Origin of the sequence: Ornithinibacillus salinisoli, assembly GCF_042684965.1 — a bacterium.
In the GTDB taxonomy this organism is placed as follows: domain Bacteria; phylum Bacillota; class Bacilli; order Bacillales; family Amphibacillaceae; genus Ornithinibacillus; species Ornithinibacillus salinisoli.
Genome location: NZ_JBHUMI010000021.1, coordinates 1 through 15,452 on the forward strand (window position 1 = coordinate 1; position 15,452 = coordinate 15,452).

Annotated in this window: 15 protein-coding genes; all 15 read right to left on the minus strand. The window is 37.0% G+C overall.

Features of this window, described 5'->3' with window-relative positions; translation table 11 throughout:
- Positions 1–585 precede the first annotated feature (585 nt).
- The gene (gene lysS / locus ACFSTA_RS17825) at positions 586–2,067 is read right to left on the minus strand and encodes a lysine--tRNA ligase (RefSeq protein WP_377558190.1); all 1,482 of its coding nucleotides are present in this window, start codon (positions 2,065–2,067) and stop codon (positions 586–588) included.
- 485 nt (positions 2,068–2,552) lie between these two features.
- On the minus strand, positions 2,553–3,542 hold the full coding sequence (dusB, locus tag ACFSTA_RS17830) for a tRNA dihydrouridine synthase DusB (protein WP_377558191.1): 990 nt from the start codon (positions 3,540–3,542) through the stop codon (positions 2,553–2,555).
- A gap of 2 nt (positions 3,543–3,544) precedes the next feature.
- The gene (locus ACFSTA_RS17835) at positions 3,545–3,757 is read right to left on the minus strand and encodes a helix-turn-helix domain-containing protein (protein WP_377558192.1); all 213 of its coding nucleotides are present in this window, start codon (positions 3,755–3,757) and stop codon (positions 3,545–3,547) included.
- A complete protein-coding gene (folK, locus tag ACFSTA_RS17840; protein ID WP_377558193.1) occupies positions 3,727–4,242 on the minus strand; it encodes a 2-amino-4-hydroxy-6-hydroxymethyldihydropteridine diphosphokinase in 516 nt (171 codons plus the stop codon). The genes ACFSTA_RS17835 and folK overlap by 31 nt, the downstream gene beginning before the upstream one ends.
- Positions 4,232–4,603, minus strand: a complete 372-nt coding sequence (folB, locus tag ACFSTA_RS17845; protein ID WP_377558194.1) for a dihydroneopterin aldolase — start codon at positions 4,601–4,603, stop codon at positions 4,232–4,234. The genes folK and folB overlap by 11 nt, the downstream gene beginning before the upstream one ends.
- A gap of 1 nt (position 4,604) precedes the next feature.
- Positions 4,605–5,426 carry a dihydropteroate synthase gene (gene folP / locus ACFSTA_RS17850; RefSeq protein ID WP_377558195.1) on the minus strand — a complete coding sequence of 274 codons (822 nt, stop codon included), beginning with the start codon at positions 5,424–5,426 and terminating at the stop codon, positions 4,605–4,607.
- Positions 5,427–5,711: 285 nt separating this feature from the next.
- Positions 5,712–6,641, minus strand: coding sequence for a cysteine synthase A (gene cysK, locus ACFSTA_RS17855; RefSeq protein ID WP_377558196.1), 930 nt, complete (start codon positions 6,639–6,641; stop codon positions 5,712–5,714).
- 168 nt (positions 6,642–6,809) lie between these two features.
- Positions 6,810–7,718: a peptidylprolyl isomerase gene (locus ACFSTA_RS17860; protein WP_377558197.1), complete on the minus strand. Its 909-nt coding sequence runs from the start codon at positions 7,716–7,718 to the stop codon at positions 6,810–6,812.
- A gap of 37 nt (positions 7,719–7,755) precedes the next feature.
- Positions 7,756–8,625 (minus strand): Hsp33 family molecular chaperone HslO, encoded by an 870-nt coding sequence (gene hslO / locus ACFSTA_RS17865; RefSeq protein ID WP_377558198.1) that lies wholly within the window; start codon positions 8,623–8,625, stop codon positions 7,756–7,758.
- Between the two features lie 16 nt (positions 8,626–8,641).
- Positions 8,642–9,418 carry a type III pantothenate kinase gene (locus tag ACFSTA_RS17870; RefSeq protein WP_377558199.1) on the minus strand — a complete coding sequence of 259 codons (777 nt, stop codon included), beginning with the start codon at positions 9,416–9,418 and terminating at the stop codon, positions 8,642–8,644.
- Between the two features lie 138 nt (positions 9,419–9,556).
- Positions 9,557–11,548, minus strand: coding sequence for an ATP-dependent zinc metalloprotease FtsH (gene ftsH, locus ACFSTA_RS17875; RefSeq protein ID WP_377558201.1), 1,992 nt, complete (start codon positions 11,546–11,548; stop codon positions 9,557–9,559).
- Between the two features lie 129 nt (positions 11,549–11,677).
- Positions 11,678–12,226, minus strand: coding sequence for a hypoxanthine phosphoribosyltransferase (gene hpt / locus ACFSTA_RS17880; RefSeq protein WP_377558202.1), 549 nt, complete (start codon positions 12,224–12,226; stop codon positions 11,678–11,680).
- An 18-nt stretch (positions 12,227–12,244) separates the two neighbouring features.
- The gene (gene tilS / locus ACFSTA_RS17885; RefSeq protein WP_377558203.1) at positions 12,245–13,636 is read right to left on the minus strand and encodes a tRNA lysidine(34) synthetase TilS; all 1,392 of its coding nucleotides are present in this window, start codon (positions 13,634–13,636) and stop codon (positions 12,245–12,247) included.
- 130 nt (positions 13,637–13,766) lie between these two features.
- Positions 13,767–14,696: a protein kinase domain-containing protein gene (locus ACFSTA_RS17890; RefSeq protein ID WP_377558204.1), complete on the minus strand. Its 930-nt coding sequence runs from the start codon at positions 14,694–14,696 to the stop codon at positions 13,767–13,769.
- The gene (locus tag ACFSTA_RS17895; protein ID WP_377558205.1) at positions 14,668–15,402 is read right to left on the minus strand and encodes a VWA domain-containing protein; all 735 of its coding nucleotides are present in this window, start codon (positions 15,400–15,402) and stop codon (positions 14,668–14,670) included. The genes ACFSTA_RS17890 and ACFSTA_RS17895 overlap by 29 nt, the downstream gene beginning before the upstream one ends.
- Positions 15,403–15,452: the final 50 nt, after the last annotated feature.

The window sequence follows — 15,452 nt, forward strand, 5'->3', positions numbered from 1 at the left end:
ATCAATCATATGAAAGTTCTTAGCTACTAGAAACACTAGCTTCTAGATTTGTTGCTTTTTAGAAAAACAGGGTTGTTTTTCTGTCTTAACATACTGGTTGTTTTGTTCAGTTTTCAAAGAGCAATTTAAAACGTTGTTTTTTTAATGACAACTTTTATATTGTATCATTTTCACTCAATGATGTCAACAACTTTTTTCGTTAGTATCTGTTGAATAATTAAGTGGTTCGCAAATTAGCGACTTGATTAATATACCACGCTGGCAATTGGATGTCAACATGTTTTTAAAAATCAATATTGGTAGTTGCCTTCAAAAGCAACGAAATCTAATTTACCATGATTCTTCCCTGAAATCAATATAATATTACTTGGAAATTTTTTCATATCAATTGTCCTTATATTATATCCCTTCCCCATTCTTTCATATTAATAACGTCTTTTTTGTTTTTAACCTATCGTTTGAGAGTCTCTACTAATACTTCTATTATCTACTACTACTTACATAGGTATCTATTCTCATTAAAAAACCAAGTTAATCGCAAAATACTTTCACGAATAACTTGGTTTGAATCCACTCTATAATAAATTATCTGTTACGCATTTGAGGGAACAATAGAACATCACGAATCGATGCTGCATTCGTTAATAACATTACAAGTCGATCAATTCCAATTCCTAAACCACCAGTTGGAGGCATGCCGTATTCTAGCGACTCAAGAAAATCGTCATCCATTAAATGGGCTTCGTCATTTCCTGCTGCTCTTTCTTTTACTTGCGCTTCAAAACGTTCGCGTTGATCAATTGGGTCATTTAACTCACTAAATGCATTAGCATGCTCACGAGCAACAATGAATAATTCGAAACGATCTGTAAATCGCTCATCCTCTTTATTTTTCTTTGCCAACGGAGAAATTTCTACCGGATGACCATAGACAAAAGTAGGCTGTATTAATTTCTCTTCTACTTTCTGTTCAAAGAATTCATTTACAACGTGCCCAAATGTCATTGTATCCTTAATTTCAACACCATGTTCCTTTGCTAATGTTCTAGCATCTTCATCACTCATTTGGTTCCAGAAATCTACACCTGTATATTCTTTTACTGCATCTACCATATGGAGTCTTTCCCATTTTGGTTTTAGGTCAATCTCATAATCACCATACGTTACTGTAGTTGTTCCCAGCACTTCCTCAGCAATATGAGCAACCAAATTTTCCGTTAACTTCATAATATCATGATAATCTGCATAAGCTTCATACAACTCAATCATCGTGAATTCTGGATTATGGCGTGTTGAAACTCCCTCGTTACGGAATACTCGTCCAATTTCATATACTTTTTCCATACCACCAACAATTAGTCGTTTCAAATGTAATTCAATAGCAATACGCATATATAATGGAATATCTAACGCATTATGATGTGTTACAAACGGACGAGCTGATGCTCCACCAGGAATTCCATGCATCATAGGTGTTTCTACTTCTAAAAATCCTTGGTCATCTAAATACCTACGCATGGATTGAATAATCTTACTACGTAGGACAAACGTTTCTCTACTTTCCAAATTTGTAATTAAATCTAAGTAGCGCTGACGATAACGTTGCTCAACATCTTTTAGACCATGATATTTCTCTGGTAATGGGCGAAGCGACTTGGAAAGCAGTTGAAATTGTGTCGCTTTTACGGATAATTCGCCTACATTCGTTTTAAACATTACCCCAGTAATACCAACTATATCCCCAAGGTCCGTCGTTTTAAATATTTCATAAGCTTCTTCTCCAATTGCATCTTTGCGTACATATAGCTGAATTTGACCACTCACGTCCTGAATATGAGCAAATCCTGCTTTTCCTTTACCACGTTTCGTCATCATTCTACCAGCAATAGTAACTTCTATTTGTTTCTCTTCTAGATCTTCCTTAGATATGTCACTATACTGCTGATGTAATTCTTCTGCTACATTTGTACGAGTAAATTTACCTCCAAAGGGATCCAAACCTTGTTCACGATATGCATCCAATTTCTCTCTTCTCACTCGCATATGCTCGTTTAATTCTTCTGACACTACTATCACTCCGTTATATACAATTTATTTGAGACCAACTCATCGAGGTGGTAATTAAAAACATTCTTTATGTAAAAATAGCTTTCTATTCTAATACATTAAAACAAACTTTCATCATTATCTCAAGATACCGTATATTTTACACTTTAAACGCTTGAAATATCAACTATTCCTTTTTAAAGAATTAGAAAGAACAAAGGCGCAAGCGCCCGTTTAGCGAAGTACGAACTGGACTGAGCCGTAGGAGATAAAGGAAACACGGCGACCGTAGGAAGCCGATGTTGACTTATCGTACGGAGGTGAGGGAAGTTGCGCTAGTCGCTGGGCGCTGGTCGATGAAAACGCCACGTCCTGTGGCGTCATCGACACTAGGACGTCCTGTCCGTCGGAGCTGGACGTGGCTGTTCCTGCCAAGAAGTATCCACAGGTATAAAAATTTATATTTCCTAGACCTTAAAAAATCTGCTAGAATTCCAGCAGATTTTTTACGAAGCTTTCAATGCCGCTTCAAGCTCTTCTACATACGTACACAATATATCAACCAATTGTTCACGAGTCTCAGCATGATTGATTTGACTTCTTATTTTACCATTACCCTCTAATTCCTTGAGGTACCAAGCAGCATGTTTACGCATTTCCATGATAGCTACTTTTTCACCCTTAATTTTAATTAAACGTTCCATATGAAGCAAACAAACATCAATTTTCTCTCTAGGTGTTGGATCATTAATTAATTCACCAGTTTCCAAATACTTAACGGTTTGATAGATAATCCATGGATTCCCAAGCGCTGCACGACCAATCATGACTGCATCAACACCTGTTTCTTCTAGACGCTTCTTAGCGATTTGTGGACTATCTACATCACCATTTCCAATTACCGGTATAGAAACAGCTTGCTTTACTTGTTTAATAATGTCCCAATCCGCATAACCTTCATACATTTGCTTTCTTGTTCTTCCATGAAGGGCCAATGCGCTTGCACCTGCTGATTCAATTGCTTTTGCATTATTCACAGCATAAATTGTGTCTTCATCCCAACCCGTACGCATTTTTACCGTTACAGGTTTATCGACATTCCTAACAACAGCCGAAACCATTTGATAAATTTTCTCTGAGTCTAGCAACCAACGAGCTCCAGCATCTACTTTCGTTACCTTTGGCGCCGGGCATCCCATATTAATATCAATAATAGATGCATTGGTGTACTGATCTACATATTGTGCAGCCTCTACCAATGATTCTTTTTCGCCTCCAAAAATTTGTAAGCTCATTGGCATTTCTTCTTCATCTATATAAAGCATTTTCATTGTTTTTTCATTTTTATTTACGATCCCTTTTCCATTAACCATCTCTGCCGTAATTAAGCCTGCACCAAATTCTTTAACAGTTAATCGAAATGCATAGTTACTTATTCCCGCCATAGGAGCTAAGGCAACACGATTTGGAATAGTAATATTACCAATGTTAAACATATCTAATCCTCCTCTTTTGGAATAATTTCTTCTGTATCTATATTTAATGTCTCTGATACTTTTTGGATCAACACTTCTGAAGGCTCCCGTGTACCTCTTTCGACTCCACCAAGCACAGATATAGGTATTTCTAGTTCCTTCGCAAGCTCCAATTGTGTAAATCCTTTTAGCTTGCGAAAAGCTTTTATTCTTCTCCCAACCCTTGTTTTGTCCATATCATTACATCCTTCGTGTCATTCTTTGGTAGTTTATTTAATAGTTCTTTTATTGATTCATTCCTTGAAGGAAGTAATAAATGCGGGGCGATTTCCACGAAAGGGATTAACACAAATGCACGTTCATGCATTCTTGGGTGCGGAATTGTTAATCGCTCCGTTTTACTATTTTCTTCATTATAGACCAGAATGTCAAGATCAATTGTTCTCGGACCGAAACGAATCTCTCTTTTTCGCCCTAATTGTCTCTCTATTCCTTGGCATATATCCAATAATTGATTAGCTGTATAAGAGGTTTCAACTTCTAATACCATGTTCAAAAAATCTGCTTGATCTGCATATCCTACTGGAGCAGTTTGATAGATGGAAGATTGTTGGCGAACATTAATATCATCATTTGCTTCAAGCATTTCTATCGCTTGCTTTAAATAGCTATATCTTGGTTCAATATTTGTTCCTAATGCAAGGTACGCTTTATTTTCCATTTTCTTTCTCCCTAAATATTTTTACCGAAACAGATTGGATATGACCCGGAATTGGTGCATCAGGCTTGGTCACCTTGATGGAACAAGCATGTAAAAGTTCAAAGGATGAAAGTAAGTCTTCTGCAACATCTTCTGCTACTGCCTCAATAAGATTTCTTACTTCACCTTCCATAATACGTTTCACATGATCATATACTTGTGCATAGTTGATCGAGTGATCCATGTTATCACTTTTTCCCGCCTTTTTTAAATCGAGGAAAAGCTCTATATCTACAAAAAATCGTTGTCCTAATCGATTTTCTTCCGGTAATAATCCATGATACCCATAGAATTGCATCTGGTTTAATTCGATATTATCCATGTCATTCAACTCCTGCTCGCAGCATTGCATCCATCATTTTAGCTAATTCCACGTTCACCTTTACATTATGTACTCGCACCATCTGAACACCTTTGGTTATTCCCAAACATGTAGTTGCGCCGGTACCAAGATCTCTTTCTTTTGCCTGGGCATCCAAAACGTGACCAATAAACCTTTTACGAGAAGTACCAAGTAAAACCGGATAGCCCATTTCTACAATTTTTTCTAGATTATTCATGACAACAAGATTATCTTCCGCATTTTTTGCAAAGCCGACTCCTGGATCAAGCATTATGTTTTCCATTGGGACTCCTGCTTTTACAGCAATTTCGATACTTTCTTCTAAATCTCTTTTCATATCATCCATTAAAGAAGTATAATTTTGATTTGTTCGATTATGCATTAAGATAATCGGGACATTCATCTCTTTTGCAACGACAGCTATCTCAGGATCTTTTTTTGCACCCCAAACATCATTAATAATACTTGCCCCTGCTTCAACGGCATGCCTTGCAGTTTCCGCTTTATATGTATCAATAGATATTGGAACATGGACCTTGTTTGTTACTGCTTTAATCATGGGAACAACCCGAGAAATTTCTTCCTTAACTGATACTGGATCGTGATCAGGTCGTGTGGATTCTCCACCAATATCAATGATATCAGCCCCTTGTTGTTGCATTGCTAACGCTTGCTGTATCGCCTTATCTTCTGTTGTATAACTTCCACCATCAGAAAAAGAGTCCGGTGTAACATTTAATATTCCCATGATATGTGTTCTAGCTGATAAATCATATGTTTGTGTTGATGTATTGAGCTTCATTCTTAAACCCTCTTTCCATTTATCCCGTATGTAATAATCAGCGGAGATAGGGAACACAGACTAAAATCGCCATCCTGTGACAACATATGCTTGACCTACATCCTTGAAAAAGAAGACCACTTTTTCTGCGTCAGATGCCTATGCTGTCGCAGTACTCCCTATCCTGTAAGCATATCCCCTAACTGATAGAAGATTTACTTTATTGCTCCGAAATGGATTCTATCATTATACTAACATATAAAAAGAGCTAGCATCACATGTAGATGCCAGCTCTTGAAAATTTTACTATTTTTCTTCATCAAACTGATATAATGGTGTGGATAGATATCTTTCACCATTATCAGGGAATACAGCAAGTACTTTCTTGCCTTTACCTAACTCTTTAGCTACTTTTAATGCCGCTGCAACAGCTGCACCTGCAGAAATTCCACCTAATATTCCATTTGTTGTCGCTACCTTACGCGAAGTTTCAAATGCTTCTTCATTGGAAATTTGAATTACTTCATCGTACACCTTTGTATCAAGCACATCTGGAACAAACCCAGCACCAATACCTTGAATTTTATGTGGTCCTGGAGAGCCGCCAGACAATACTGGAGAGTCCGTTGGTTCAACAGCATATAATTTAACTCCGTCGAAATTCTCTTTTAGAACTTTACCAGCTCCTGTAATGGTTCCACCTGTTCCGATACCAGATACAAATGCATCTAGTCCATCCTTCATCTGTTCTACAATTTCTTTCCCTGTAGTACGTGCGTGAACCTCCGGATTTGCTTCATTACTAAATTGTTGTGGCATAAAATAACCTTTAGCAGCTTTTAATTCTTCCGCTTTTTTTATTGCACCTTTCATACCATCTGCACCTGGTGTTAACACCAGTTCAGCACCATAAGCACGTAATAAGTTACGTCGTTCTTGGCTCATTGTATCAGGCATAACCAGTACCGCTTTATATCCTTTAGCAGCGGCCACCATGGAAAGACCAATTCCTGTATTTCCACTCGTCGGCTCAATTATGGTATCGCCCTCTTTTAATGTGCCATCTTTCTCTGCTGCTTCAACCATCGCTAAAGCGATACGATCTTTAACTGAACTTCCCGGATTCATGAATTCTAGTTTCACATAAACATCGGCGCTATCTTCATCTGCTATACGGTTTAATTTTACAATAGGTGTTTCACCAATTAATCCAGTAATATTATCTGCAACTCTCATTGACCATACCTCCCGAATAATTCCTAGTAAATGCATAGGATTTATATATAATGTAAATGTCACTGTCGAAAAAGTCAAACAGTTTGCACCTGAAGATTAGGTAATTAAAAGCAGTGACAGTATCTCTTACTATTTTATACCGGATAACCCCTGACATATTCCTAGTTTTTATTCATTATATAACCAATCAATCTCAAATGTGTCCCATAGTGGATCTGCTTGTAAAGTCAATTCCGCTGATTCAAGAGCTAACTCATTCCTTATGTAGGGCTTTAATTCCTCATATGAAAAAGTTATTTCCGGCATACTTCTATGCAAATATAAAATGGCGTATCCTTGGTCTGTTAGAAATGGATCACTGTATGAGTATTCTTCCATCTCTGCTGCTTTTTCATCGTATCCATTAGGTAAGAATTGACTATTCGTCGTGTAGTAACCACCGAAATATCCACCTGCATTTTTAGTATCCTCATCAATCGAATACTCTTTAGCTAATAATGAAAAAGATGCACCATTATCCAATTCTTCCTTTACCTTTTCCGCAGTTTCCATATCATTTACTAGAATATGTGAAAACTGTAAGGACTCTGTGAAATCATATTGTTGGCCATAGGTATCATAATAAGCACGTATTTCATTTTCTGGTACTGAAATATCCTCTGCTAAAAGAGCCTCAAGTTGGTAACGATATTTGATCTCATTTCGCCACTTTTTCTCCATTTTTTCAGTCTCTTCTTGTGTCATAACCCCTTGCGCAGATGTTAATAACGCAATTTCTCTTTCAATGATTTTCTCATCTACAGTTATGTTTTTTTCCTCTGCAAGCTTTTCTACAATTGTCCGATCTATCATTGTTTTCAATTGCTTTTTACCATAATTTTCTCTAAGTTTACCCATCCACGCTTTATAAGTAATTTCCGTATTATTTATAGTCGCCACTGGTTTTTTTGTATCGATTTGAACATCTGTCTCATCATCTTCTACTAATTTTGATTTACTTGTAGACCAAAACAACAATGTAGCAATATTAGTAATTAGCAAAACTGCTATGATCGATAATAAAAATTTCCTAGACATGAATTACTTCCTCTCCCACTAGTTGTCAATTATTCCATTATCGTTTTAGGGCTTCCAATTCATTCTCTGTGAAATAATACTTTTCATTACAAAAATGACAACTTGCCTCTGCGCCATGATCCTCTTCAATCATTTTTTGTATTTCTTCATTTCCTAGACCCATAATTGCTTGCTCAAGCCTTTCTCTAGAACATTTACAACGAAATTCTATCGGCATTTGCTCATGAATTGTCAGCTTTTCATCACCAAATAATCGCTCTAATATCTCTTCTGGAGTTTTACCTTCCTTTACGAGTGACGATATAGGTGGAAATGCATGAATTCGTTCTTCTAATTTAGAAATTACTTCTTCATCTGCTCCCGGCATAACTTGGACAATAAAACCACCTGAAGCTAAAACGGAAAGGTCTGGATTTACCAAAACACCAGCACCAACAGCAGAAGGAACTTGTTCTGAATTAGCAAAGTAGTACGTGAAATCCTCACTAATCTCTCCTGATACAATGGGAACCTGCCCTGTAAAATAATCTTTCAATCCCAAATCTTTTACGACACTCAAACTCCCCGCAGCACCAACCGCACGTGCGACATCTAACTTCCCTTTCGCATTCAACTCAAAATCAACATGAGGATTTGTTACATACCCTCTAACCTCACCTTTCGCATTTGCATCGGCAACAATCGCACCAATCGGTCCGCCACCTTCGACTTTCGTTGTAAGAGAATCATCCCCTTTCAACAATGCGCCCATCATAACAGTTATTGTGATGGTACGACCTAATGCAGCTGTTGCTGTTGCCCATGTATCTTGACGCCTTCTTGCCTCTTCCACAGTATTCGTCGATCTTACTGCATAGGCACGGACCATACCGTTATATGTGGTTGCCTTAATTAAATAATCATTCATGATGTTCGTACTCCTTTTATTTTTTTAGCATATTATTTCGATAAATGACATTTAAGCCCTTCAATGTTAAATACGGATCAACGATATCAATGGTATCACTTGATTCTGCTATTAAAGGTGCAAGTCCTCCGGTTGCAATTACTATTGGATTTTGGTCGACAGATTGTTTTATTCTTTCGACAATCCCATCTACTTGACCAACATATCCATAGAAAACACCTGATTGCATCGCTTCTACAGTTGATTTACCCACGATATTAGTTGGTGCCTCAATTTCTATTTTAGGTAGTTTTGATGCTTTTTGGTACAATGCTTCCATCGAAATATTTATGCCCGGGGAAATAATTCCTCCACAATATTCTGCGTTTTCATTAATGTAACAGTAAGTTGTTGCCGTTCCAAAATCAATAATAACAAGTGGTGATCCATGTTCTCTTATTGCACCTACAGCATTTACTATTCGATCCGCCCCTATTTCTTTCGGATTAGGATAACACATTTTCAATGTAGACTGAACCGTTTCTTTCCCTACAATAAGCGCTTCTATATTGAAATAATCTTTACACATTTTTTCTAAAGCAAACATAATCGGTGGAACTACAGAAGAAATAATTATGCCATGGATATCCGTTAATTGTACTTGTTTATGTTCAAATAATGATTTAATTAATATCCCAAATTCATCTTCCGTTTTATATCGGTCTGTTTTGATTCGCCAATGATGTATTAATGTATCTTCTTTAAATACTCCTAAAACCGTATTCGTATTCCCAACATCCAGTACCAAAAGCATCTTGTACCAAACCTTCCTACTAATTATTAATTGTACACCTCTTAAATATACCAAAATCAAAAACGTTATGGAAATAACTAAAGCTACCAATGATAAAAAGCAGCCTCTTCTTATAGAGGCTGCTCAATCACATAAGCTTTATTCTTTTTTCGAATCATCTTCGGAAGCATCTTCATTGAACTTATTCTCTGCTTTTTCTTTTGCTTCTTCAAAAGATGGTCCTAATTTCTCATCTTCATCATGCTTCGAAATATTTACTTTTACATCTTTGTTTTCTGAGTCTTCCTTTTCTTCATCATCAACTACTGGTTCTGGAAGAACACCGTCTTCAAACAATGACTTAATTTGTTTTGCATCTAATGTTTCAACCTCTAGTAAGGTTTTTGCGATTAATTCAAGTTTATCTTTATTCTCTGTAAGGATCGTTTTGGCACGATCGTAACAGTGATTGATAAAGTTTTGCATTTCTTGGTCAATATCATGAGCTATCGCATCACTATAGTTTTGTTCGTTTTGGATATCTCTACCTAGGAAGACTTCTCCGCCACCACTCGTGAATTGCAATGGCCCAATTTTATCGCTCATTCCATATTCGGTAATCATTTTACGAGCAATGCCAGTAGCACGTTGGAAGTCATTTGAAGCTCCAGTACTTACTTCACCAAAGATAATTTCCTCTGCGACACGTCCACCTAATAATCCAGTAATCTTATCAAATAGCTCCGGTTTTGTCATAAAGTAACGATCTTCTTTTGGAAGCATTACCGCATATCCACCTGCTTGACCACGAGGCACGATCGTAACTTTATGAACGACATCCGCTTCATCTAAAACCATACCAATTACCGTATGCCCACTCTCGTGGTATGCAACGATATTTCTTTCTTTTTCAGAAATAACTCTCGTTTTCTTAGCAGGTCCTGCAATGACACGGTCGATCGCTTCATCTACATCAGTCATATCAACTGCTTTTTTATCATTCCGCGCTGCTACGAGTGCTGCTTCATTTAATAAGTTTTCTAAATCAGCACCAGAAAATCCTGGTGTACGCATTGCGATAGTTTTCAAATCAACTGAATCATCGAATGGTTTATTTTTCGCATGTACTTTCAATACTGCTTGACGACCTTTTACATCTGGGCGATCAACAGTAATTTGACGATCAAAACGTCCCGGACGTAATAATGCTGGGTCCAGTATATCTGGGCGGTTTGTTGCAGCAATGATAATGATACCTTCATTTGCTCCAAATCCGTCCATTTCAACTAACAATTGGTTTAATGTCTGTTCACGTTCATCATGGCCTCCACCAAGACCAGCACCACGTTGACGACCAACCGCATCTATCTCATCAATAAAAATAATACATGGTGCATTTTTCTTCGCATTTTCAAATAAATCACGAACACGGGAAGCACCGACACCGACAAACATCTCAACAAAGTCAGAACCACTTATAGAGAAGAATGGCGTACCTGCTTCACCTGCAACCGCACGTGCAAGCAATGTTTTACCCGTACCAGGAGGTCCCACTAAGAGAACACCTTTAGGTATACGTGCTCCAATTGCCGCGAATTTGCGCGGGTCTTTTAAGAATTCAACAACTTCTACAAGCTCTTGTTTCTCTTCATCCGCACCGGCTACATCTGTAAATCGTACTTTTTTCTTTTCCTCACTATACATCTTCGCCTTACTCTTACCAAAGTTCATAACGCGACCACCGCCGCCACCTTGAGCTTGGCTAAGTAGGAAGAAGAATAATAATCCAATAATTAAAAATGGAATCAACGTTGTAAAAAGCGTTACCCAAATACTTGGGGTTTCTTCCTCTTCGACAAATAATACACTCTGTTCAGCTGCTTGCTGGGTTATGTTTGCTATAATATCAGTGTTATCTGGAACTTGTGCAATAAAAGATTGATCATCTGCTAGTGTTCCAGTAAAGCGCATTATTCCATTAACTGGCTGCATCGTTAATTCTTCGATTTGGCCATTACTTAATGCATCTGTAAACTCTTTCACGTTAAATTCTTCTGCTTGATCATTTTGTCCATTAAGTACTCCTAAAACTCCGATAATAACTAGGAATAAGAGTAAATAAAAGAACGCATTCCGAAATATTCGGTTCATTGCCTACCTCCTCCCAAGCGGGAAAAACTATAAACAATAGTACCATAGGAAAAAGTTATTTTACAACTAATTGCTCCCTGCTTAGCACTATTATTTTTCATAGTTTTTTATTCATAACTAAAATTTGTATTATGCTTCTTCTCCACCATATATTTTCGGTTTTAATACCCCTATATAAGGAAGATTACGATATTTTTCCTCATAATCTAATCCATAACCTACTACGAATTCATTTGGTACTTCAAACCCAGCAATATCCGCTTTAATTTTGGCTGTTCTTCCAGATGGTTTGTCCAATAACGTGACAATTTTAATTGACTTGGCTTTACGATATTTAAACAAATCCACTAAATAGCTTAATGTTAAGCCACTGTCAATAATATCTTCAATAATTAATAGATCGCGTCCTTCTACTTGTGTGTTAAGATCTTTAACAATTTTAACTTCCCCCGATGAACGCATTTGTCCACCATAGCTAGATACATCCATGAAATCCATTTCAATATATGTCTCTACATGTCGCAAAATATCTGACATAAAAGGCATTGCACCCTTTAGGACCCCAATTGCTAACGGAAACTTACCATCATACTCTTCTGTTAGCTGTCTACCTAGTTCTTTACACTTTGCAGTAATTTCTTCTTCCGTAATAAGTATTTTTTCAATATCGTTATGCACGGTGACCCTCCTATTGTTTTACCTTTGATAGTGTAGTTGAATGAATGAAGTATTTTCTTTGCATATTTTAGGGTGTCCTTTTTTTAAACCAACAAGCCATAATATTTCCCCGTTATTATCGGTTATAATTGGCCAATTATCCCGATTCTTCAAAGGGATTTTAGCATCGATAAAAATATCCTTGATTTTTTTACTCCCCATTAACCCTTTCCATTTCATTCGATCGCCATTCTTTCGCGTTCTAATATGTAATGGTAAAACAACTTTTTCTGCAGAACAAACATATGTATTCACGTCTATACTAGTAACCTCTAAATTTTCAATATATGTAGCAGAAATACGTGAACCATTCGGTAAAATAACTTCCCCTGGAATATCCAGTAAGTGATGAAACGAAAGATCTTGGGGATTGGATTTTTCGAAGCTAAAACGTAATGTGTGATACGACTTTTCTACATATAATTGTCGTGGAAAATCAATTTGGACATTGCCTTGATCTTTTTTTATTAATGCAAAAAATTGTTCCTCATGGACGTATGATAAATTATCTGGCAATTCATCATATAGATAATTTAATATTAGATGATAGATTCGCCTTTGTAAAGCAGTTGGTTGCGATTTAAATGCTTCTATTTCAAGAGTAGCCCCTTTATTGCCTTCTAAAAAATGAACAACCCTTTCAAACACTTTTTTTGCTTGGTTTGTTAAATAATTTTCATCTTCATCTAATGTTTCACTTAAATGCTGTATTGTTGTATGTATATTATTATTTTTTTCTTTTAGTATTGGAAGTACAAATTTTCTATAATAATTTCTTGTATAATCTGTTTCCTCATTGGAAGGATCTAGTCTCGGAATAATGTGGTTCTCCTTACAATAACGTTGGATAGCATCTTTAGTCGTACCTAATAATGGTCGAATTAGCTCTCCTGAACCAAATTCTCGTTTCAATGGGATCCCTTTGAAACTGCTTGAGTTAGCAGAACGTGCAAAACGCATTAACATTGTTTCTACTTGATCATCCCCATGGTGACCAAGAGCCAAGTAATCAGCATGATGTTGTTCCATTTGTTCTTCAAAAAAAGCATATCGTCGTATACGTGCAGCCAATTGTGTACCAATTTGTTTCTCTTTTTTATATGTTGGTACATCAACAGAGGTACTAACATGTTCAATATTCCATTGTTGACATACCTCTGCAACATATTGTACGTCTTCTTTGCTTTCTTCTCCTCGAAGCTGGTGATCCACGGAAAGTGCTATAAGATGTAAGTCCCATTCCGATTGAATGGAATACAAATAATGTAGCAGCGCCATCGAGTCAGGACCACCTGATACACCTACTAATACAGTTGTATGCTTTTTAAGTAAAGCATGTCGCTTTATAAAAGCCGATACTTCATCCTTCATGTCAAACCTTCTCTCCATCACCATTAGATTACTCTTATAGATGTTGTTCAAAAAGCCCGGTAAAAATGACATATCGAATTTATAGGTCCTTTTCATCCTTCAATTGAACACGTACTTATATAGTATCATATTATGGAATAATCATAGAAGAAAGGTAATACCCAATTGCGATGATTATAATTCCTACTGACTCTACTACAAATGGTAGTTTATCGGTAGTTTTTTGTTGCTTTGCTCGCGATCGTTTCTGAACATGAAATAAAATTGTTGTAATTTCCTGTTTCATTTCAGCACTACTACGATATTTACCTAATATTGCTTTTTTCAATGAAGAACTATATACCTTCAGTTCTTTCACATCATTAATCTTTTTAAAAATAGTTGCTTGTGGATTGGATCCTTTTGGAAATCGTTTTGGATAATAAACACTTAAAAATACCATCACAAAAGCAAATAAATCATAGCTTGGTTCCGCACGCCTTGATCCTAATTCCCAATAGCCCCGATCATAAAACTCCGTATATTCTTTAATTGCTCGACCAATTTGAGTGGTACCACCTACATCAATCCAGCGCACTTTTGGTGGGGAAGATGCAACTAAAAGGTTCTCGGTTTTTAGATCCCCAAATACCCAGCCTGATTGATGTAAACGTTCAAGGTCTTCTAGTAGCTGCAGCATAAATGCACCAATCCATTCACTACCATAGCTCTTAATAAATTCAGCCATGGGAACACCTCGAACATATTCCATGACATAGAATGAATACTTACTACCTTGCGCTGTCACCCAATCATCCACATCCAATAAATAAGGCCCAAGACGATTTCCTTGGGCCTTTTCAAGCGACTTTAGAACATTAACTTCCATCGTCATTGATGAACTTTTATCACTGATTTTTAGTGCAGCTTGTTTGCCATTTACTTCACATAAATATACGGATCCGATCGCTCCATTACCAAGTTTTCGTTTAATCAAATAGGTTTTTTTATGCCATTTACCGGTCACTTTCATACCAGGCCTTAATTCAAAATCAAGCGTTTTCGATGTCTTGTTCATCATTCTTTCTAAAGCTCCTTAGTAAGCTTTTCTTACCAAACTGGTACATTGCTTCGCGTATTGCAGGTCCTGTTGGTGTTATCCCACCACTTGTTAGCTTAGGAAATACTGTAGATACAGCATCCAGCTTCGGTGACCAATCAAATACTTTTTCAATATCCTTTCGTTTGCCTGGGAAACTAAAAATACAGAAACGATTACGACCGATTCTAGCATTTAAGCTAATCGAAAGATCAATTAATGCTTCCTTTACAGTAGGAAGCTTGTCATGCATGCTTGCACTTGTATCAATTAATACGAGTACTTCTAAGTCACATGTTTCTCCTAAATCTTCTACAACTTCCATTATCTCTCCACGTTTTTCCGGTTCTAAATCTTCCATTGATTGCTCGGAACCGAGTATTTGCTTTAGTTCCGTATTTACAAACCCCTGTAACGTTTGTGTCATCGCCTGCTTGGTTACCATTTGTACGGTTTGAGATAAAGCTTGTTTATAAACGAGCTGGCTGACACCTCCACCAGATAAAGCAATTTCCTCTACTTCCTGCAAACCTTCAGGATCTTCTGTTTGGTCATCTTCTAAAATCCCGATGACATTAACGGTAATTCCTTGCTGATGGGCAAGGGCTGCTGTTGCTGCTGGATCTTCTCCTTTATTGGAGCAGCCATCTGTGATTAATAGAATTTGTTTCAAAGTCCCCTTTTTCAACGCTAACACCTCCAACTTTTTCCACTACCATCATCGCCAAAAGATAGAGG